Genomic DNA, 19805 nt, shown 5'->3' on the forward strand with positions numbered 1-19805 from the left:
CCCGGTGGAGACTTCGAGCAGGGGCTCGTCCTCCTCGACCGACTCGCCGACCTCCTTCAGCCAGCGGGTGACTGTGCCCTCGGTGACGCTCTCGCCGAGCGCCGGCAGCACCACGTCGGTGCCCTCGGCGCCGCTGTCGCCTGACGCGGCCTGCGCGGTCGGCGCGGGGGCCTGCTGCTGCTCGGCCGCCGGGGCGTGCTGCTCGGCCGGCGCGCCCGTGCCGTCGTCGATGAGGGCCAGCTCGGCGCCCACCTCGACGGTCTCGTCCTCGGCGACCTTGATCGACGACAGGACACCCGCGGCGGGGGCCGGGATCTCGGTGTCGACCTTGTCGGTGGAGACTTCGAGCAGGGGCTCGTCGGCCTCCACCCGCTCACCCTCGGCTTTGAGCCAGCGGGTGACTGTGCCCTCGGTGACGCTCTCGCCGAGCGCCGGCAGGGTTACGGAAACCGCCATGGTTTCTCTTGCTCCTATCGGAAGTGCGGAAGTGGTCTCGTCGCGCGCTCTGACTGCTCACTGCGGGCCGAGGGCCGCGAAACCGCGTGCCCCGGGGCCCCGCGGCGCCTCAGTCGTGGGAGTGGAGGGGCTTGCCCGCCAGTGCGAGGTGGGCCTCGCCGAGCGCTTCGCTCTGGGTCGGGTGGGCGTGGATGAGCTGCGCGACCTCGGCCGGCAGCGCCTCCCAGTTGTAGATCAGCTGAGCTTCGCCGACCTGCTCGCCCATACGGTCACCGACCATGTGGACGCCGACCACCGCACCGTCCTTGACCTGGACGAGCTTGACCTCGCCCGCGGTCTTCAGGATCTTGCTCCGGCCGTTGCCGGCCAGGTTGTACTTGAGCGCGACGACCTTGTCCGCACCGTAGATCTCCTTGGCCTTGGCCTCGGTGATGCCGACGGAGGCGACCTCGGGGTGGCAGTACGTCACCCGCGGCACGCCGTCGTAGTCGATCGGGACGGTCTTCAGGCCGGCCAGCCGCTCCGCGACGAGGATGCCCTCGGCGAAGCCGACGTGCGCGAGCTGGAGGGTGGGGACGAGGTCGCCCACCGCCGAGATCGTCTCGATGTTCGTGCGCATGTACTCGTCGGCCAGGACGTAGCCGCGGTCCATGGCGACGCCCTGCTCCTCGTAGCCGAGGCCCTGCGAGACCGGGCCGCGGCCGATCGCGACCAGCAGCACCTCGCCCTCGAAGGTCTTGCCGTCGGCCAGCGTCACCCGGACGCCGTCCTGGGTGTACTCGGCCTTCTCGAAGAAGGTGCCCAGGTTGAACTTGATGCCGCGCTTGCGGAAGGAGCGCTCCAGGAGCTTGGAGCTGTCCTCGTCCTCGACCGGGACGAGGTGCTTGAGGCCCTCGACGATGGTCACGTCGGTGCCGAAGGACTTCCACGCGGAGGCGAACTCGACGCCGATGACACCGCCGCCGAGGATGATCGCGGACTTCGGCACGCGGTCGAGCTTGAGGGCGTGGTCCGAAGAGATGATGCGGTCGCCGTCGATCTCCAGGCCGGGGAGGGACTTCGGCACGGAACCGGTCGCCAGGAGGACGTGGCGGCCCTCGACGCGGCGGCCGTCCACATCGACGGAGGTGCGGGAGGACAGGCGGCCCTCACCTTCGATGTACGTCACCTTGCGGGAGGCGATCAGCCCCTGGAGGCCCTTGTACAGGCCGCCGACGACGTCGTCCTTGTAGGCGTGGACGGCGGCGATGTCGATGCCCTCGAAGGTGGCCTTCACGCCGAACTGCTCGGACTCGCGCGCCTGGTCGGCGATCTCGCCCGCGTGCAGCAGGGCCTTCGTGGGGATGCATCCGCGGTGCAGGCAGGTGCCGCCGACCTTGCCCTTCTCGATCAGGGCGACGTCCAGGCCCAGCTGAGCCCCGCGCAGGGCCGCGGCGTAACCACCGCTACCACCGCCGAGGATCACTAGGTCGAAAACGGTGCTGGCGTCGTTCGCCACGTCACGTTCCTCCATGCATGTGCGCCGTACGCCGGGCGGGTCTCGGCTCGTCCGGACGGCTGGTGTTCGGCCGCTTCTCTTCGGCCCTGTGGTGGGGGCCCTGTCCTGCCGAGAACCCATCTTTGCACTTGTCGGCGGTCGGCGGGACGCGGGGCCGCGCTGCGGGGCGCGGGGTGAGCGGACTCACGTCGCCGCCGCCGCGTACGGGGCAGGCATCGCGTGGCGTCCCCACGCGGTTTCGCCGGGAACGAAATCCGGCGGGCCGGGCCCCGGTCGCCGGCCGCGCCGCCCGCGTACGGATACCGGGCCGCGCCGCCCGCGTACGGATACCGGGCCGTGCCGCCCCCGTACGGATGCCGGGCCGCATGGACGCCGGCACGCGGCCGGGCCCGTACCGGATCGTCCTTCGCGCACACGGCGCGGTGATCCGGTACGGGCCCGGTGGCAGGACGGCCCGTCCGCGAGGGTCAGCCGAGGTCCCCGGCGGCCGCGTGCTCCGCCAGGCCGACCAGGGTGCGGACCGCGCTGCCCGTGCCGCCCTTCGGGGTGTAGCCGAACGGCGCGCCCTCGTTGAACGCGGGACCCGCGATGTCCAGGTGCCCCCACGTGATGCCCTCCGGCACGAACTCGCGCAGGAAGATGCCGGCGACCAGGCCGCCACCCATCCGCTCGCCCATGTTCGCGAGGTCCGCGATCGGCGAGTCCAGGCCCTTGCGCAGGTCAGCGGGGAGCGGCATCGGCCAGGACGCCTCGCCCGCCTCGTCGGCGATCTCGTGCAGCGAGGTCCTGAAGGCGTCGTCGTTCGCCATGATGCCGAACGTGCGGTTGCCGAGCGCCAGCATCATCGCGCCGGTCAGCGTCGCCACGTCGACGATCGCGTCCGGCTTCTCCTCGGACGCGCGGGTGATCGCGTCGGCCAGCACGAGCCGGCCCTCGGCGTCGGTGTTCAGCACCTCGACGGTCTTGCCGCTGTACATCCGCAGCACGTCGCCGGGGCGGGTGGCCGAGCCCGACGGCATGTTCTCCGCGAGCGCCAGCCAGCCCGTCACGTTGGCCTTCAGACCGAGCCTGGCCGCGGTGACCACGGCGGCGAACACGGCGGCGGCGCCGCTCATGTCGCACTTCATGGTCTCGTTGTGGCCGGCCGGCTTCAGCGAGATGCCGCCCGAGTCGTAGGTGATGCCCTTGCCGACGAACGCGAGGCTCTGCTTCGCGCCGCGGGCCGTGTAGGACAGGCGGACCAGGCGCGGCGGGTTGGCCGAGCCCTGGCCGACACCGATGAGGCCGCCGTAGCCGCCCTTGGCGAGGGCCTTCTCGTCCAGCACCTCGACCTTGAGGCCGTGCTCCTTGGCCGCGGTGGTGGCGAGGGCGGCGAAGCCCGCAGGGGTGAGGTCGTTGGACGGGGTGTTGATCAGGTCGCGGGCGCGGTTGATCTCCTCCGTCAGCGCGATCGCGCGGTCCGCGGCGGCCTTGTGGGCCTTGTCGCGCGGCTTCGCGCCGATCAGGACCGCCTCCGCCAGCGGCTCCTTCTGACCCGCGTCCTTCGCGCCGGCCTTCGCGCCGGCCTTCGCGCCCGTCTTCTTCTCGCCGCCCCGGTACACCGTGAAGGCGTACGAGCCGAGCAGGAGGCCCTCACCGATCGCGGCGACGTCCTCCGCGCTCTCGACCGGCAGGGCGACGCCCGCCTTCTTCGTACCGGAGAGGGACCGCGCGGCCACACCCGCGGCGCGGCGCAGCGACTCCGTGCCGTACGCCTCGTCCTTCTCCGGCTCGCGGCCGAGCCCGACGGCGAGCACGACGGGGGACTTGAAGCCCGCGGGGGCGGGCACCTTGGTCACCTCACCCTCGGCGCCGGTGGCTCCGAGGGTCTCCAGCACGGCGGCGAGCCTGCCGTCGAATCCCTTGTCCACGGCCTCGGCTCCGGCGGCCACGACGGGCCCTGCGGCGCTCTTGGCGACGCCGACGACGATGACGTCGGCGCGCAGCGACGCCGCGCCCGACGTGGTGAGAGTGAGAGCAGTCACGGTGGTGAAATCTCGCTTCCGGTGAGTTCCTTGACGGTCGATGGATGGGCCGACCTGCCCGGCGCATCGTAAAACCGGCCCTGCCTGCGCCGGAAGCGAGCCTACGCGCGCCGTCGGCGTGAGACGTCCCGTCCCCCGGGCGGCCGGCGCGGGCGGACCGCGGGCGCCGTCCGTCGGCCGCGGACGGCTACGCGGGCCCCAGGGCCAGCACCACCAGCGCGACGGTGGCCGCGGTCTCGCAGAGCGCGCCGAGGACGTCTCCCGTGATGCCGCCGAAGCGGCGTACACAGTGGCGAAGGAGCACCTGGGCGGCGCACAGGGCGAGCAGGACGGCCGCGCCGTCGCGTACCGCGTCGGCCGCCGAGAAGGCGAGGCCGGCCGCGGCTGCCGCGAGGACCACGGCGGCCGGTGCGAGTGCCGCCGCGCGGCTCGGCACCGTACCGGCGACGGCGGCGCCGAGGCCGCCGGGACGCGCGGCCGGTACCCCCGCACGGCAGCCGAGCGCGAACACCGCGCGCGCCGCGACCGCCGCGACGGCCACCCCGACGGCGGCGCGGGCCGCGCCGTGGTCGTAGAGCCGGGCCACGGCCGCGGTCTGGGCGAGCAGGGCGAGGACGAGCGTGATGACGCCGAACGGCCCGATGTCCGACTGCTTCATGACGCGCAACGCGTCCTGCGCGGGCTTGCCGCTGCCCAGTCCGTCCGCGGTGTCGGCGAGCCCGTCGAGGTGCAGGCCCCGGGTGAGCGCCGCGGGGACGGCGACCGCCCCTGCGGCGGCGAGCAGCGGGCCGGCCCCCAGCAGCCACAGCGCGGTGGCGACGGTGGCGGACGCGACGCCCGCGACGAGCCCCGCGAGCGGCGCCAACAGCATCCCGAGCCGGGCGGCTGGCCGGTCCCAGCGCGTCACGCGCACGGGCAGCACCGTGAGCGTGCCGACGGCGAACAGGAGGCCCTCGCCGAGCGAGGCGCGCGGCGGGTGGCCCGGGGCGGTCGGGGCCCTGCGGTCGGGAGCGGGGGAGGAGTCGGCCACCGCCGAACAGTAGCCGGGACGCGGGTCACGGGAAGGGGATAAGTTACGCATACGGTCCGTAACGTCCGTATCGTCCGGCGAAGCGAGGGGTGGGATGGGTCACTGGTTCCATCAGAACGTGGTGGAGCCGGGCAAGCTGCCGATGCTGCTCGCGCTCTTCTCGTTCATCGTGTGCTTCCTGCTGACGCGGACCGTGACCCGGCTGATCAGGGCGGGCAAGGGCCCCTTCCGCAATGTGACGCCCGGCGGGTTGCACATCCACCACGTCGTGCCGGGCGTGGTGCTCACGGTGGTGGGCGGCTTCGGCGCCGTGGGCACCGGCACGCGGGGCGCGGCGGCGGCGGTCTTCGCGGTGATCTTCGGCGTCGGGGCGGGCCTCGTACTGGACGAGTTCGCGCTGATCCTGCACCTCGACGACGTGTACTGGACGGAACAGGGCCGCCAGAGCGTCGAGGTGGTGGTGATGGCGGCGGCCCTCGCCGGCCTCGCGCTCGGCGGGTTCGCGCCGCTCGGAGTGGACTCGCTCAGCGCCGACCAGGAGCACAACCGGGCGACGGCCATCGTGACGATCGTCGTCAACTGCCTTTTCGCGGTCGTCACGTTCGTCAAGGGCAAGCCCCGACTCGGCCTGATCGGCGTGCTGGTGCCGTTCGTGGCGCTGGTCGGCGCGGTCCGCCTGGCCCGTCCCGGCTCCCCCTGGGCCAAGCGCCTCTACCGCGACCGGCCGAGGGCCCGCGCCCGCGCCACCCTGCGCGCGTACCACCACGACGCCCGCTGGACGGGCCCGAGGAAGACCTTCCAGAACTGGCTCGGCGGCACCCCGGACCCACCGCACCCGCCGGAGCTCCCGCACCAGGGCCCGACCTCCTGAACAACGGGGCCCGGCCCCCTGGGGGCCCCCACGACCGGGACGCCGCTCGTCCGAAGGCGTGCACCCGCGCGACGCCCCTTCACCACAGGACGAAGCAGCCCCGCCGCTCCAGCGCGGCGACAGTGTCCCCTGCGCCGCGCAGATCGTTCCAGCGCAGGTCGAGCCGTTCGAGGGCCGGCAGCGCGGTCACCCACGACGGCAGCCGCGTGATGCGGTTGGACCTGAGGTCGAGGGCGCGCAGGGACGGCAGCGCGGCCAGTGCCTCCGGCACCCGGGCCAGCCGGTTCTCCCGCAGGTCGAGCACGCGCAGCCCACGCAGATCCGCCACGGTGTCCGGCAGGCCGGTGAGCACGTTGCCGCGCAGCCACAGCTCCCGCAGGTGCCGCAGCCGCCCGAGCGACGGCGGTAGGCCCATCAACTGGCAGTGCTGCGCCCGCAGTTCGACCAGAGCGGCCATGTCGCCCACGGTCGACGGGAGGTCGGTGAGCGGGTTCTCTCCGGTGTTCAGATAGCGGAGCCGGGTGAGCCGGCCCAGCGAGGACGGCAGCGCGGTCAACTCGTTGTCGTGCACGTACAGACACCGCGTCAGGCCGACGAGTCCGCCGACCTCCTCGGGCAGCGCACGCAACCGGTTGTGCCCGAGGTCGAGGGTGTGCAACCGGCGCAGCCGTCCCACCCCGGGCGACAGACGGGTGAGTCCGTTGTCCGCGAGGACGAGTATCTCCAGCCCGTCCCGCTCCCAGACGTCCTCCGGCACTTCGCCGAGCCCCCGCCGCCACAGATTCAGCACCGTCATGCGGGTACGGTACGGCGCTGCGGCGGGTCCTCGGCGCGGCTCGCGTGGTCGTCCGTCAGGTCGCGTCGAGGAGGTCGGCGCGGCCGTCCGCGGCTTCGGGCTCCTCGGGGAGTTCGGCCGCCAGGGCCGAGGCCGCCTGCACCAGGGGCAGCGCCAGCAGTGCCCCGGCCGCGCCGCCCACCGTGACGCCCTGGTCGAGCAGCGGTGTCATGGCCATCCGGTCCAGCGCCTTGGCCTGGCCGGGTTCGCCCGTCACCTGCCCGGCGAGCCACCAGTCCGGCGCGCGGAACGCGGCCCGCTGGCCCACCAGGGCGCAGGCCGCAGAGACCACGCCGTCAAGGATCACCGGCATCCGCCGCACCGCGCTCTGGAGCAGGAACCCCGTCGTCGCCGCCAGGTCCGCGCCGCCGACCGCGGCGAGCAGCTGCACCTGGTCGCCCAGCACCGGCCGGGCCCGCCGCAGCGCGTCACGCACCGCCGCGCACTTGCGCATCCACGCCAGGTCGTCGATCTTCACGCCGCCGCGCCCCGTCACCACCGAGGCGTCGGTGCCGCACAGCGCCGCGATCAGCGTCGCCGCCGCGGTGGTGCCTCCGACGCTCAGGTCCCCGAGCACCACCAGGTCCGTGCCGGAGTCGGCCTCCTCGTCGGCGATCCGCATCCCGAGCCGTACGGCCTGCTCGGCCTCCTCGGTGCTCAGCGCGTCCTCGATGTCGATGCGGCCGCTGCCGCGCCGCACCCGGTGCCGTACGACGTCCTCGGGCAGCAGCGACGGGTCGCAGTCCAGGCCCGCGTCCACGATCCGCACCCCGACGCCCGCCCGGCGCGCGAGCACCGCTCCCGGCGTCGCACCGTCGAGCGCCGCGCGCACCAGGGTGTGCGCGGTGAAGGCGGGGCGCCCCGAGACATCGAGCCCGGCCACGCCGTGGTCGCCCGCGAAGAGCACCACACGGGGCCGCTCGACGGCCTTCACGGGCACCGACCGCTGCGCGGCCGACAGCCAGTCGCCGAGCTCGTCCAGCCGTCCGAGCGACCCGGGCGGCACGTTCTGCCGCTCCCTGCGTTCCTCGGCGTCCCGTCGCATACCGCTGTCGGGGCGCTCGATCAGATCGGAGAAGTCGTCGAGATTCAGGGCGCTCATGTGCCCGAAGAGTACCCGCCCGGTGTCCGGCCGAGGCCCCGCAGGTCCCCGCCCTTCGCGCGCGGCACCCGGGGCCCGCAGGCTCAGCCCCGCAGCGGCAGCGCCTGGCCCGCCACCACCAGCAGCAGGTGCTCGCACTCGGCCGCGAACGCCGCGTTGAGACGGCCCAGTTCGTCGCGGTAGCGCCGTACCGACGCCGTCGCCGGTACGACCCCGGAGCCCACCTCGTTGGTCACCGCCACCACCGTCCTCGGGGTGGCGCGCACCGCCGCCACCAGCTCCGCGGTCCGCGCGTGCAGCGCCTTCTCGCCGCCGCCCGACCACGTCCCGTCGTCCCACGCGCCGACCCGGTCCATCGCGTCGGTCAGCCACAGCGAAAGGCAGTCGATCAGCAGGGGCGGCCCGTCCGCCGCGAGCAGCGGCACGAGGTCGCAGGTCTCCTCCGTACGCCAGGACGCCGGGCGCCTCTCGCGGTGCGCCCGCACCCGCTCGCCCCACTCCGGATCGCCGTCCCTGGACCCGCCGGTCGCCACGTACACGACGCCGGGGAAGGCCGCGAGCCGCCGCTCCGCCTCCAGCGACTTGCCCGAGCGCCCCCCGCCCGTCACCAGCGTGCGCCGGGGGACCCGCGGCGCCGGGCGGTACGCGCCGACGGTGAGCGTCGTCCCGTCGGGCACCGCCCGCGCGCCGGCCGCCGCGAGCCGCCGCTCCAGCTCGGCGGCCCCCGGCACATCGTGGTCGAGGTGGACCGCGACCACATCCGTCGAGGGGCCGACCGCGCCTGCCCCGCGCAGCCGCGCCACCGCGTCGGGCCGCCCGATGACGTCCGCCGCGACGAGGTCGTACGGGACCGGGTGTTCGCGCTCCGGGTCGAGGCCCGCGGGCGCGCCGCCGGGCGGCAGATACAGCAGCCGCTCGCCGTCGGGCGAGGCCACCTCGTACCCCGTGCCCGGCGTGTCCATCGGGACGGCACGCACCCGGTGGCCGCTCAGCAGCGTCAGCACCCGGCCGTCCGCGACCCGGCCCGCGGTCAGCAGGCCGGGCGGCAGCTCCACGGCGGGCCCGTCGTGCGGGTGGCTGAGCAGGACCTGCCGCACCCCGCCCAGCGTGTGGCCCGCCCGCGCGGCGGCGAGCGCGGCGCCCGGGGTCAGGTCGAGCAGCAGCACGCCGTCGACCAGCAGTGCCGTGGCGGGCCGGGCGGCGTCGCCGCGGGCCGCGGCGCAGGCGGCACAGGGGCATTCGGGACGCGGCAGCCCCTCGGGGGCTCCGGTGCCGAGCAGTGTCAGTTCCACATTCACGATCCTCCATCGACACCGCGTACGGTGCGCGCCCGGCTACGCTGCGGGCAGCAACAGTGATCGGCGACTGCGATCAGCAACAGTGACCAGTGATCAGGGTAGAAAGCAGCCCCGCAGCACCGGGAGGCGCACATGGCGTGGACGTGGCGGTTCGAGAAGGCCGACGGGACGGAGGTCACGCCCGCCGTGCGGGCCGAGGAGTTCCCCACCCAGGGCGACGCCGAGTCGTGGATCGGCGAGGAGTGGAAGGAGCTGCTCGAGGGCGGCGCCGACCAGGTCTCGCTCTTCGAGGACGAGGCGAAGGTGTACGGGCCGATGAGCCTGCACGCGGAGCAGGCCGTACCGGAAGCGGAACCGGCCGGGGACGGCGAAGGGGCCGAGGACGCCGACGGTGCCGTGGGCGAGGCCGAGGACGCGCGGCTGGACTGACCGCGGGGCGCCGCGCGACCGGCCGCCGCGAGCCGCCGCTCCGCGCGGCGGGCGGGATATGTGGCCACCGGGTGACGCGGCCACCGGGTACGCCAGGGGCGCCGTACGGAACGCAGAATCCGTGCGGCGCCCCGGCGCGTGCGGCGCCCCCGCGCGTGCGGCGGTGCGGGGCGCGGGCCGGCCCGTCGGGCGTACTCACGGCCGCCGCCCGGCCCCGCTCCAGGGCAGGCGGCGTCACATCTCGCCGAGCTTGACCTTCGCCGTCTTCGTCGCGCCTGAGCGCAGATACGCCACGTTGACCCGCTGCCCCGGTTTGTCGCCCGCGATCACTTCGGACAGCGACGCGATGTCGGTGATCCGGGTGCCGCCGACCTTGACGATGATGTCGCCCGGCTTCAGCCCCGCCGCGCGGGCGCCCCCGCTCTTGGTGGTGCTGACGACCGCGACGCCCGCCGGCTGGAGGTCGTTGCCGAGCACCGTGCGGCCCGTGATGCCGAGCGCGGCCCGCCCCGAGTGGGTGACCTTGCCGGTCTTGATGATCTGGTCCGCGACGGTCTTCACGGTCGATACGGGGATCGCGAAGCCGATGCCGGGCGCGGCGCTGCCGCCGTCGCCGATGTCGGGGTCGGTCGCGGCGAGCGTCGGAATGCCGATGACCTCGCTGTTCAGGTCGACGAGCGCGCCGCCGCTGTTGCCGGGGTTGATCGCGGCGGACGTCTGCACCATGTTCGCGATCGTCGCGCCGGTGCCGCCGGACTGCCCGCTGCCTTCGCTGACCGTGCGGCCGACCGCGGAGACGATGCCCTGCGTGACACTGCTGGAGAGGCCGAGCGGCGACCCCATGGCCAGCACGATCTGGCCGACGGCGACCTTGGACGACGTGCCGAACGTCGCGCTCTTGAGCCCCTTGGGGACGGAGTTCAGCTTGATCACCGCGAGGTCCTGCTGCGGGAAGCTGGAGACGAGGCGGGCGGTGAGCGGCTGCTCGCGGGTGGCGACGGTGACCTTGAAGGTCTTCTTCGAGCCCACGACGTGCGCGTTGGTGACGATGTGGCCCTGGGAGTCGTACACGATGCCGGAACCGAGGGCGTCGCCCGCCTCGATCTGCACGACCGAGGGGAGCACGTTCTTGATGGTGTTCTCGTAGTCGGTCTGGAGGCCGTTCGTGGCACGCCGGGGCGCTGCGGCCTCCTGGGTGACGGCGGCGGCCGAACCGGTGGCGACCGGTGGGGCGGGGACCGCGGACGTCCTCGCGGCGGCGGAACAGCCTGACGCCAGGGCCCCCGCGAGGAGCCCGGCGGACAGGGGCAGCAGCGGCCGGCGCGTCCAGCCGCGGTACAGGGATCGATCCATGAGCGGAGTATCCCTTTTGCACTATTTATCCGATGGGCGGCGGGGCCGGACCGCGAAGCCGGGGGACGCCCGCGGCCCGGGCGCGGCCCGGCTCAGCCCCGTACGCCGCACAGATGCAGCAGTGCCGCCACCGCCCGGTACGGGTCCGTGCGGCCGGCCCGCTCCTCGGCGGCCAGCAGCCGGTCCAGCTCACCGCCGGCGGGCGGCTCGGAGTCGTCCTCGGTGTCGGTGAAGACCCGCACCCCGTACCAGGCGCGCAGCGGCGCGGCGATCCCGTCCAGCGTCCGCGTCAGGTCCGCCAGCCGGTCGGCCCGTACGGTCAGGCCCAGCCGGTCCGTGTACGACGACCCGTCGAAGGCGGCGAGCGCCGTCGTCCAGTCGCCCGCGCGGCCGGGCCGCAGCGCCAGCGCGTCACCGTTGCGCACGAGGAGCGAGAGCAGTCCGCCCGGCGCCAGCATCCTGGCGAGACCCGCGACCAGCGCGTCCGGCTCGCTCACGTACATCAGCACGCCGTGGCAGAGCACCACGTCGAAGGCGCCCGGCTTGAAGTGCACGCCCGTGTCCATGCCCTCGCCCTGGATGAGGCGGACCCGCTCCCTGATCCCCTCGGGCTCGCGCGCCAGCTCCTCGCGCGCGGCGGCCATCATCTCCGGGTCCGACTCGAGGCCCGTCACCGCGTGCCCCGCGCGCGCGAGCCGCAGCGCCTGGGTGCCCTGGCCCATGCCGACGTCCAGGACGCGCAGCCGCTGCCCGACCGGGAAGCGGCCGGATATCTGCTCCTCCAGCTGCCGGGAGACAAGCTCCTGGCGTACGACGTTGCGCAGCCCGCCCAGCCCCTCCAGCCAGGGGGTGGAGCCGCCGGAGAAGCCGCCGTCGTCCCGGGCGGCGTCGCCGCCCCGGTCCTGGCCGCGCGCCCCGGAAAAGCCGGCCGGGCCGCCGCTCAGAGTTTCGCCCCGCGCTTCACCTGCGGCTTCGGCAGCCGGAGCTTGCGGATCTGGAGCGTCCGCATCAGGCCGTACATCACGACGCCGCGCGTCGGCTCGTTCGGGAAGCGGATCGCGAGCTGCTTCTTCAGGCGCAGGCCCAGGAAGACGGAGTCCACGACCATGGCGATGATCACGAGCAGCCAGAGCAGCAGCGCGATGTTCTGGAGCGCCGCCACCCGGACCATCGTGAGGACCAGGATCACCACGGCGGACGGCAGGAAGAACTCGGCGGCGCAGAACCTCGCGTCGACGTAGTTGCGCGCGAAGCGGCGCACCGGGCCCTTGTCGCGCGCGGGCAGGAAGCGCTCGTCGCCGTTGTTCAGCGCCTCCCGCTGGCGCGCCATGTCGGCCCTGCGCGTCTCCCGCTGGCGCTTCACCGCCGTCTTGCGGTCGGCCGGGGGCGTCACGGCGCGGCGGCGCTGCGACTGCGCGTCGCTCCGCTTCGGCGTCGGCCTGCCCTTCGGGGCCTGCGGGTCGCGTGCGTGCTTGGTCAGGTCGGCCGTCACCTGGGTGGCGGGCGCCTTCTCTTCGTTCGAACGGCTACGGAACACAATGGCCAAGGGTACGGGCTCCGCCGGTGCGGGCCCCACCCCCACGGGGAACGATCCGACAACGGCCTTCGTCCTGAAGGGTGTGCGGGGGACGCGAGACCCCCGGGTACGCGCGCTTCACGGGGTGGAGGCGAGCGGGGTGGCGTGCCCGGCCCGCACGGTCGGTAAACCGCCACCAACGGATGGAAACGGCCGGAAAAGGCTGGAAACAGCCGGAAACGGCTGGGAAGGGCTGGGAAGGAAGAGCCTGTACACCCTCCGCCGGAGCGGGGCCCGGTGACAGTCGTCCTTGGGGATGACCGCATCCGCCCTCGAACAGTGCGGTAATAGAGACAGGACCCGTACTGTGGGTTCTGTTGGAGTGCTGGTTGTCGGAGTCCGTCATGAAGGGGGCGCGCGAAGCCCATGAGCGGTGTCATGAAGCGTATGGGGATGATCTTCCGCGCGAAGGCCAACAAGGCCCTGGACCGGGCCGAGGACCCGCGGGAGACTCTTGACTACTCGTACCAGAAGCAGCTGGAACTGCTCCAGAAGGTACGCCGCGGTGTCGCCGACGTGGCCACCTCGCGCAAGCGCCTCGAACTGCAGCTGAGCCAGCTCCAGGGACAGTCGACCAAGCTGGAGGAGCAGGGCCGCAAGGCGCTCGCCCTCGGCCGCGAGGACCTGGCGCGCGAGGCACTGTCCCGCAAGGCCGCGCTCCAGCAGCAGGTCTCCGACCTGGAGACGCAGCACCAGACGCTGCAGGGCGAGGAGGAGAAGCTGACGCTCGCGGCGCAGCGCCTCCAGTCCAAGGTGGACGCCTTCCGTACGAAGAAGGAGACCATCAAGGCCACCTACACGGCGGCCCAGGCGCAGACCAGGATCGCCGAGTCGTTCTCCGGCATCTCCGAGGAGATGGGCGACGTCGGCCTCGCGATCCAGCGTGCCGAGGACAAGACGGCACAGCTCCAGGCCAGGGCGGGCGCCATCGACGAGCTGCTGGCCTCCGGAGCCCTGGACGACCAGTCCGGTCTGGCGAAGGACGACATCGCGACCGAGCTGGACCGGATCTCCGGCGGTTCCGATGTGGAACTGGAGCTCCAGCGCATGAAGGCGGAGCTCGCGGGCGGCTCGTCCGCGCCGCAGCAGGCCATTGAGGGCGGTGCGGAGCAGGACGCGCAGCGGCCCTCCTTCGACAAGGGCGACAAGGGCTGAGGCGTCATGATCGTACGGATCATGGGGGAAGGGCAGGCCAGGATCGCGGAAAGCCACCTGGCGGAGCTGAACGAGCTGGACGACCGGCTGATGGCCGAGGTCAGGGGCGGGGACGAGGCGGGCTTCCGCCGTACGCTCACCGCGCTGCTCGACCGGGTCCGCGAGCTCGGTGAAGCGCTTCCCGACGACTCGCTGGAGCCGTCGGAGCTGATCCTGCCCGCGGGTGACGCGACGCTCGAACAGGTGCGGGAACTGTTGAGCGACGAGGGCTTGATCCCTTCGTCGATCTGACCGACGGCACGATGCGCATCCGCCGCTCCGACGACTCCACCGCCCCGCGCCCCGAACGCGCGGGGCGGCCCGCTGGGCACGCCGGGCGGCCCGCCGCCGCCCCGGCTCCCGCGGCGGCCGGGGATGTACGAGATGACGTCGCCGCCCCTCGCTCCGATGCGGCCGATTCCCCGGCCGGCCAGACCGGTCAGACCGGCCGTGCCCCGGACCGCGCGGGCACCGCCACCGACGCGGGCACGGCAGATCACGGTCCCGGTCCCGGCCAGGGGCATGGTCACGGTCACGCCGGCACCGTGGGCCCCACCGACCCCTCCCGTCTCGTGGGTCCCACCGGCTCCGTTGGCCCCTCCAGCCTCGCGCGCACCACCGGCACCACCAGCACCTCCAGTACCACTGCCTCCTCCAGCCCCACCCGCACCGAGGGCCGCCCCCGCACCTCCGGCGCGCTGACGCGTGCGTGCTGCTGGTCCCGCGCGCATCCGACCGCGCCCGACGTGGCGATCGCCCTCGCGGCGCTGCTCTGCATGTTCGTCACCGCGTTCGCGCACCCCCACGGCGGCCGGGGCTTCACCACGCCCATCGACGTCCATCCGCCGGGCCCGCTCAGCACCGTGCTGATGACGCTCGCCGCCGCCGCGCTGGTCCTGCGCCGGCACCATCCGCGCTCCGTCCTGTTCGTCACCGTCGGGCTCACCGTGGCCGAACTCGTGCTCGGCCCGGCCACGGAGCCCGTGGTCTTCTCGGTCGTCGTCGCGCTCTTCACGCTCGCCGCGCACACCGACCGGCCCACCACCTGGCGGGTCGGCCTGCTGACGATGGCCGTGCTGACCGCCGTCGCGATGGCCCTCGGCACCGGGCCCTGGTACTCCCAGCAGAACCTGGGCCTCTTCGCGTGGACCGGGATGGCCGCCGCGGCCGGTGACGCGGTCCGCAGCCGCCGCGCGTTCATCGACGCCATGCGGGAGCGCGCCGAACGGGCCGAGCGCACGCGCGAGGAAGAGGCCGGGCGGCGGGTCGCGGAGGAGCGCCTGCGCATCGCCCGCGACCTGCACGACGTGGTCGCCCACCACATCGCCCTGGTCAACGTCCAGGCCGGGGTCGCGGCGCACGTCATGGACAAACGCCCCGACCAGGCCAAGGAGGCCCTGGCCCACGTACGGGAGGCCAGCCGCAGCGCCATCGACGAACTGCGCGCCACGGTCGGCCTGCTGCGCCAGACGGGCGACCCCGAGGCGCCCACCGAGCCCGCGCCGGGCCTCGCGCAGCTCGACGCGCTCGTCGACACCTTCCGCTCGGCGGGACTGCCCGTCAGGTGCCTGGTGGAGGACGAGGCACCCCGGCTGCCCGCGGCCGTCGGCCTCGCCGCGTACCGCGTCGTCCAGGAGGCGCTGACCAACGTGCGCAAGCACGCGGGCGCGGACGCGAAGGCCGAGGTGAGCGTCGTCAGGGCGGCGACGGGCATCGAGGTGACCGTCCTGGACGACGGCGGCTCGGGGCCGCGCGAGGTCGCACCCGGCGGCGGGCACGGCCTGCTCGGCATGCGGGAGCGCGTCACCGCGCTCGGCGGGAGCCTCGTCGCCGAGCCCCGGTACGGGGGCGGCTTCCGCGTGCAGGCGATACTGCCCGTACAGCCGCCACGGTGACGGGAAGAGGAGCTCGCGTGACGATCAGGGTCCTGCTCGCGGACGACCAGGCGCTCCTGCGCAGCGCGTTCCGGGTGCTGGTCGACTCGGAGCCGGACATGGAGGTCGTGGCGGAGGCGGCGGACGGCGCCCAGGCCGTCGAGCTGGCCAGGTCCGAGCGGGCCGACGTGGTCCTCATGGACATCCGCATGCCCGGCACGGACGGGCTCGCCGCGACCCGCATGATCAGCGCCGACCCCGAACTCGCCGGGGTGCACGTGGTGATGCTGACGACCTTCGAGGTGGACGAGTACGTGGTGCAGTCGCTGCGCGCGGGCGCCTCCGGGTTCCTCGGCAAGGGCGCCGAGCCGGTGGAGCTGCTCAACGCCATCCGGATCGCGGCGGCGGGCGAGGCGCTGCTCTCGCCGGTCGCCACCAAGGGACTGATCGCCTCGTTCCTCGCGCAGGGCGACCCCGACGACGGCCGGGAGGGGTCGGCCGCGCACGCCAGGAGGCTGGCCTCGCTGACCGTGCGGGAGCGCGAGGTTCTCGGCCTGGTCGCCGGGGGCCACTCCAACGACGAGATCGCGGAGCGCCTCGTGGTCAGCCCGCTGACCGTGAAGACCCATGTCAACCGCGCCATGGCCAAACTGGACGCCCGCGACAGGGCGCAATTGGTGGTATTCGCGTACGAATCGGGCCTGGTCCGGCCGCGGGTGGAGTAGCGCCACGCCGCCGCGTACTCCAGGCGCGGTACGCGGCGACCCACGGAAATGGACCTGCGGCGGACGGAAACGCCCTGTTCCATGCCTGATCGTATAGAGGGGCAGGAGCACCGCCCGGGTCGGCCGGCCGGCGCGTCGCCCCCCCTCGCCGCCCGGCCCGCGGGCCGCTTCACGCGGACGCGTACACGGACGACGTGTGCACGCGGCACCGCGGTATCGCGCCACCGCGGCACCGCAACAACACGGCACCGCGACACCACAGCACCCACACGCAGCACGCAGCACGTATACAGAAGAGAGACCCCATGTCCTGGCTGTCCAGGTTCAGCCTCAGACAACGGGCCCTGATAGGCCTGATGTCGATCATCGCGCTCGTGTTCGGTGCGATAGCGATACCGCAGCTGAAGCAGCAGCTGCTGCCGCCCATCGACCTGCCGCTCGTCTCGGTGGTGGCCCCCTACCAGGGCGCGTCGCCCGACGTGGTCGAGAAGCAGGTGGCCGAGCCGCTGGAAGACGCCATGAAGGCCGTCGACGGCGTCAGCAGCGTCACCTCCACCTCCAGCGAGGGCAGCGCCACCGTCGTCGCGAGCTTCGACTTCGGCTCGTCCGGCACCAAGCAGCTCGTCGCCGACATCCAGCAGGCCGTCAACCGCGCCTCCAACCAGCTTCCCGACAGCGTCGACCCGCAGGTCATCGCGGGGTCCACGGACGACCTGCCGACGGTGGTGCTCGCCGTCACCTCGCACAAGGACCAGCAGGCGCTCGCCGACCAGCTCGACCGTACGGCCGTCCCGGAGCTCCAGGACATCGACGGCGTCGGACAGGTCACCGTCGACGGTGTGCGCGACCTCCAGGTCGACGTCACCCCGGACGGGAAGAAGCTCGCCGCCGCGGGCCTGACCACCGCCGCCGTCTCCGACGCCCTCAAGGCCGGCGGCGTGCCCGTACCGGCCGGATCGTTCGCGGAGGACGGCAAGAGCCGCACCGTGCAGGTCGGCACCAGCTTCACGTCGCTGCGTCAGATCCAGAACCTGGAAGTGTCCCCCGAGGCCGCGCCCGGCTCCGCCCCCGGCAAGCCCGTACGCCTCGGTGACGTCGCCACCGTCGCGCAGAAGCCCGCGGCGCAGACGTCGCTGACCCGTACCGACGGGCAGCCCAGCCTCGCCGTCAACATCACGATGGACTCGCAGGACGGCAGCGCCGTCTCCATCTCCAAGGCGGTCCAGGACAAACTGCCCGACCTGCGCAAGGAACTGGGCTCCGGCACGAAGGTCGTCGTCGCGAGCGACCAGGGCCCCGCGGTCTCCAAGTCGATCTCCGGTCTGACCACGGAGGGCGCGCTCGGCCTGCTCTTCGCGGTGATCGTGATCCTGCTCTTCCTGGGGTCGCTCAGGTCGACGCTGGTCACCGCGATCTCCATCCCGCTGTCCGTCGTCATCGCGCTGATCGTCCTGTGGATCGACGGCGAGACGCTGAACGTCCTCAGCCTGGGCGGTCTGACCATCGCCATCGGCCGCGTCGTCGACGACTCGATCGTCGTCCTGGAGAACATCAAGAGACACCTGGGCTACGGCGAGAAGCGCCACACGGCGATCGTCAACGCCGTCAAGGAGGTCGCGGGCGCGGTCACCGCCTCCACCCTGACCACCGTCGCGGTGTTCCTGCCGATCGGCCTGGTCGGCGGCATCGTCGGCGAACTGTTCGGCTCGTTCTCGCTGACCGTGACGGCCGCGCTGCTCGCGTCGCTGCTCGTGTCCCTGACGGCCGTGCCGGTCTTCTCGTACTGGTTCCTGCGTGCCCCCAAGGCCGCGAAGGGGCTCGACGAGGCCGAGGCCCGCCGCCGTGCCGAGGAGAAGGAGACCAACAGCAGGCTCCAGCGCACCTACGTCCCCGTGCTGCGCTGGGCCACCCGCAAGCGCGTCACCAGCGTGCTGATCGCGGTCGTGATCCTGGTCGGCACGCTCGGCATGTCGAGCTTCCTGAAGACCAACTTCTTCGACAACAGCGACCAGGACGTCCTGTCCATCAGCCAGAAGATGGCGCCGGGCACCAGCCTCGACGCGACGGACACGGCCGCGAAGAAGGTCGAGCACGTCCTCTCGGGCCTGGACCAGGTCAAGGACTACCAGGTCACCGTCGGCACCTCCGGCTTCCAGGCCGCCCTCGGCGGCGGCGCGGGCACCAACCAGGCCAGCTACCAGGTGACCGTCAAGGACGCCTCGCAGTACGAGAAGACGCAGAGCGCCATCGAGGCCAAGCTGCACGGCCTCAAGGGCATCGGCGACACGACCGTCACGGCGGGCGGCGGCTTCGGCAGCTCGGACCTGAGCGTCACGGTCAAGGCGGGCGACTCCGCGACGCTGAAGAAGGCGTCCGACATGGTGACGTCCGCGGTCGGCACGCTCGACCACGTCACCGACGTCCAGAGCGACCTGTCGCAGTCCATCCCGCGCATCTCCGTCACCGCCAACGACAAGGCGGCCGACGCCGGGTTCAACAACGCGACGCTGGGCGCCGCCGTGGCGCAGGCCGTCAGCGGCACCAAGTCCGGCACGGCCGTCCTCGACGACACCGAGCGGGACGTGGTGGTCACCTCCGAGCAGCCCGCGACGACCGTCGCGCAGCTCAAGGACCTGCCGCTCGGCCCGGTGAAGCTCGGTCAGATCGCCGACGTGAAGGTCGTGCCGGGCCCGGTCTCCATGACGCGCATCGACGGCAACCGCGCCGCGACCGTCACCGCCCGCCCGACCGGCGACAACACCGGCTCGGTCAGCAGCGCGTTGCAGAGCAAGATCAAGGCGCTGAAGCTGCCGTCGGGCGCCACCGCGTCCATCGGCGGTGTGACCTCCGACCAGAACGACGCGTTCAAGAAGCTCGGCCTCGCCATGCTGGCCGCCGTCGCGATCGTGTTCATGCTGCTGGTCGGGACGTTCCGCTCGCTGGTCCAGCCGCTGATCCTGCTGGTGTCGATCCCGTTCGCGGCGACCGGCGCGCTCGGCCTGCTGCTGCTCACCGGCACCCCGCTCGGTGTGCCCGCCATGATCGGCATGCTGATGCTGATCGGCATCGTGGTCACCAACGCGATCGTGCTGATCGACCTGATCAACCAGTACAGATCGCGGGGGCTCGGCGTGGTCGAGGCGGTCGTGGAGGGCGGCAGGCACCGTCTGCGCCCGATCCTCATGACGGCGCTCGCCACCATCTTCGCGCTGCTGCCGATGGCGCTGGGGATCACGGGCGAGGGCGGCTTCATCGCCCAGCCGCTCGCGGTCGTCGTGATCGGCGGCCTGATCTCCTCGACGCTGCTGACGCTGCTGCTCGTGCCGACGCTGTACGCGATGGTCGAGCTGCGCAAGGAGCGGCGGGCGAAGAAGAAGAGCGCCAAGCGCGGTGGCGACGTGCCGCCGCCGCAGGACGCCGCGTCGGACGAGCGGGCCCCGCAGGGCGCGAACGCCTGACGGCCACGGCCCAACCCCTTACGGAACTCGACGTGCAGCCCACACCGCTGGCGCTGCTGCTGCTCGGCCGGGAGGCCGATCC

Annotated in this window: 16 protein-coding genes and 1 pseudogene; 7 read left to right on the forward strand and 10 right to left on the reverse strand. The window is 73.1% G+C overall.

Going from position 1 to position 19805, the window contains the following annotated elements; genetic code table 11:
- From LCE31_RS19505 to LCE31_RS19520, 4 genes are all read right to left on the reverse strand, one after another.
- Positions 1 to 456 (reverse strand): biotin/lipoyl-containing protein (locus tag LCE31_RS19505; protein ID WP_308042270.1); only part of this gene is annotated, 456 nt, incomplete at its 3' end.
- Between the two features lie 109 nt (positions 457 to 565).
- Entirely contained in the window at positions 566 to 1954 is a 1389-nt protein-coding gene (gene lpdA, locus LCE31_RS19510) for a dihydrolipoyl dehydrogenase (RefSeq protein WP_225015868.1), read from the reverse strand.
- A 467-nt stretch (positions 1955 to 2421) separates the two neighbouring features.
- Positions 2422 to 3978: a leucyl aminopeptidase gene (locus LCE31_RS19515; protein ID WP_225015870.1), complete on the reverse strand. Its 1557-nt coding sequence runs from the start codon at positions 3976 to 3978 to the stop codon at positions 2422 to 2424.
- A gap of 187 nt (positions 3979 to 4165) precedes the next feature.
- Positions 4166 to 5008 (reverse strand): adenosylcobinamide-GDP ribazoletransferase, encoded by an 843-nt coding sequence (locus tag LCE31_RS19520; protein ID WP_374118503.1) that lies wholly within the window; start codon positions 5006 to 5008, stop codon positions 4166 to 4168.
- Between the two features lie 94 nt (positions 5009 to 5102).
- Here LCE31_RS19520 and LCE31_RS19525 point away from each other — a divergent pair, with 94 nt between their 5' ends.
- On the forward strand, positions 5103 to 5879 hold the full coding sequence (locus LCE31_RS19525; protein ID WP_225015872.1) for a hypothetical protein: 777 nt from the start codon (positions 5103 to 5105) through the stop codon (positions 5877 to 5879).
- Between the two features lie 79 nt (positions 5880 to 5958).
- Here the strand turns inward: LCE31_RS19525 and LCE31_RS19530 are convergent, their stop codons facing one another.
- From LCE31_RS19530 to LCE31_RS19540, 3 genes are all read right to left on the reverse strand, one after another.
- A complete protein-coding gene (locus LCE31_RS19530; protein ID WP_225015874.1) occupies positions 5959 to 6675 on the reverse strand; it encodes a leucine-rich repeat domain-containing protein in 717 nt (238 codons plus the stop codon).
- Positions 6676 to 6730: 55 nt separating this feature from the next.
- Positions 6731 to 7816 carry a nicotinate-nucleotide--dimethylbenzimidazole phosphoribosyltransferase gene (locus tag LCE31_RS19535; protein WP_225015876.1) on the reverse strand — a complete coding sequence of 362 codons (1086 nt, stop codon included), beginning with the start codon at positions 7814 to 7816 and terminating at the stop codon, positions 6731 to 6733.
- An 83-nt stretch (positions 7817 to 7899) separates the two neighbouring features.
- Positions 7900 to 9108, reverse strand: coding sequence for a bifunctional adenosylcobinamide kinase/adenosylcobinamide-phosphate guanylyltransferase (locus LCE31_RS19540; protein WP_225015878.1), 1209 nt, complete (start codon positions 9106 to 9108; stop codon positions 7900 to 7902).
- A 138-nt stretch (positions 9109 to 9246) separates the two neighbouring features.
- Here LCE31_RS19540 and LCE31_RS19545 point away from each other — a divergent pair.
- Positions 9247 to 9450, forward strand: a pseudogene (locus LCE31_RS19545) (hypothetical protein); the annotation flags it as partial.
- Positions 9451 to 9777: 327 nt separating this feature from the next.
- Here LCE31_RS19545 and LCE31_RS19550 read toward each other — a convergent pair.
- The 3 genes from LCE31_RS19550 to LCE31_RS19560 form a co-directional block, all read right to left on the reverse strand.
- Complete coding sequence (locus tag LCE31_RS19550) at positions 9778 to 10896, reverse strand: S1C family serine protease (RefSeq protein WP_225015880.1); 1119 nt, start codon at positions 10894 to 10896, stop codon at positions 9778 to 9780.
- A gap of 92 nt (positions 10897 to 10988) precedes the next feature.
- Positions 10989 to 11738 (reverse strand): class I SAM-dependent methyltransferase, encoded by a 750-nt coding sequence (locus LCE31_RS19555; RefSeq protein WP_374118505.1) that lies wholly within the window; start codon positions 11736 to 11738, stop codon positions 10989 to 10991.
- A 98-nt stretch (positions 11739 to 11836) separates the two neighbouring features.
- A complete protein-coding gene (locus tag LCE31_RS19560; protein ID WP_374118504.1) occupies positions 11837 to 12433 on the reverse strand; it encodes a DUF3043 domain-containing protein in 597 nt (198 codons plus the stop codon).
- A 405-nt stretch (positions 12434 to 12838) separates the two neighbouring features.
- On the opposite strand from LCE31_RS19560, the gene LCE31_RS19565 reads away from it, so the two are divergent.
- The 5 genes from LCE31_RS19565 to LCE31_RS19585 all read left to right on the forward strand — a co-directional run bounded on the left by LCE31_RS19565 (position 12839) and on the right by LCE31_RS19585 (position 19723).
- On the forward strand, positions 12839 to 13627 hold the full coding sequence (locus LCE31_RS19565; RefSeq protein ID WP_225015884.1) for a PspA/IM30 family protein: 789 nt from the start codon (positions 12839 to 12841) through the stop codon (positions 13625 to 13627).
- Between the two features lie 6 nt (positions 13628 to 13633).
- Entirely contained in the window at positions 13634 to 13918 is a 285-nt protein-coding gene (gene pspAA, locus LCE31_RS19570) for a PspA-associated protein PspAA (protein WP_225015886.1), read from the forward strand.
- A 446-nt stretch (positions 13919 to 14364) separates the two neighbouring features.
- On the forward strand, positions 14365 to 15561 hold the full coding sequence (locus LCE31_RS19575; RefSeq protein WP_225015896.1) for a sensor histidine kinase: 1197 nt from the start codon (positions 14365 to 14367) through the stop codon (positions 15559 to 15561).
- Between the two features lie 17 nt (positions 15562 to 15578).
- The gene (locus LCE31_RS19580) at positions 15579 to 16265 is read left to right on the forward strand and encodes a response regulator (RefSeq protein WP_225015888.1); all 687 of its coding nucleotides are present in this window, start codon (positions 15579 to 15581) and stop codon (positions 16263 to 16265) included.
- A gap of 305 nt (positions 16266 to 16570) precedes the next feature.
- The gene (locus LCE31_RS19585) at positions 16571 to 19723 is read left to right on the forward strand and encodes an efflux RND transporter permease subunit (RefSeq protein ID WP_225015890.1); all 3153 of its coding nucleotides are present in this window, start codon (positions 16571 to 16573) and stop codon (positions 19721 to 19723) included.
- Positions 19724 to 19805 lie beyond the last annotated feature (82 nt).

Source organism: Streptomyces sp. 8L (genome assembly GCF_020176795.1).
Classification (GTDB): Bacteria; Actinomycetota; Actinomycetes; order Streptomycetales; family Streptomycetaceae; genus Streptomyces.

What these genes read in the sequence shown, in the direction of transcription:
- LCE31_RS19525 (WP_225015872.1), top strand. Translation starts at nt 5,103, where the DNA reads ATGGGTCACTGGTTCCATCAGAACGTGGTGGAGCCGGGCAAGCTGCCG.
- LCE31_RS19535 (WP_225015876.1), bottom strand. Translation starts at nt 7,816, where the DNA reads ATGAGCGCCCTGAATCTCGACGACTTCTCCGATCTGATCGAGCGCCCC.
- LCE31_RS19550 (WP_225015880.1), bottom strand. Translation starts at nt 10,896, where the DNA reads ATGGATCGATCCCTGTACCGCGGCTGGACGCGCCGGCCGCTGCTGCCC.
- LCE31_RS19565 (WP_225015884.1), top strand. Translation starts at nt 12,839, where the DNA reads ATGAGCGGTGTCATGAAGCGTATGGGGATGATCTTCCGCGCGAAGGCC.
- LCE31_RS19530 (WP_225015874.1), bottom strand. Translation starts at nt 6,675, where the DNA reads ATGACGGTGCTGAATCTGTGGCGGCGGGGGCTCGGCGAAGTGCCGGAG.
- LCE31_RS19585 (WP_225015890.1), top strand. Translation starts at nt 16,571, where the DNA reads ATGTCCTGGCTGTCCAGGTTCAGCCTCAGACAACGGGCCCTGATAGGC.
- pspAA (WP_225015886.1), top strand. Translation starts at nt 13,634, where the DNA reads ATGATCGTACGGATCATGGGGGAAGGGCAGGCCAGGATCGCGGAAAGC.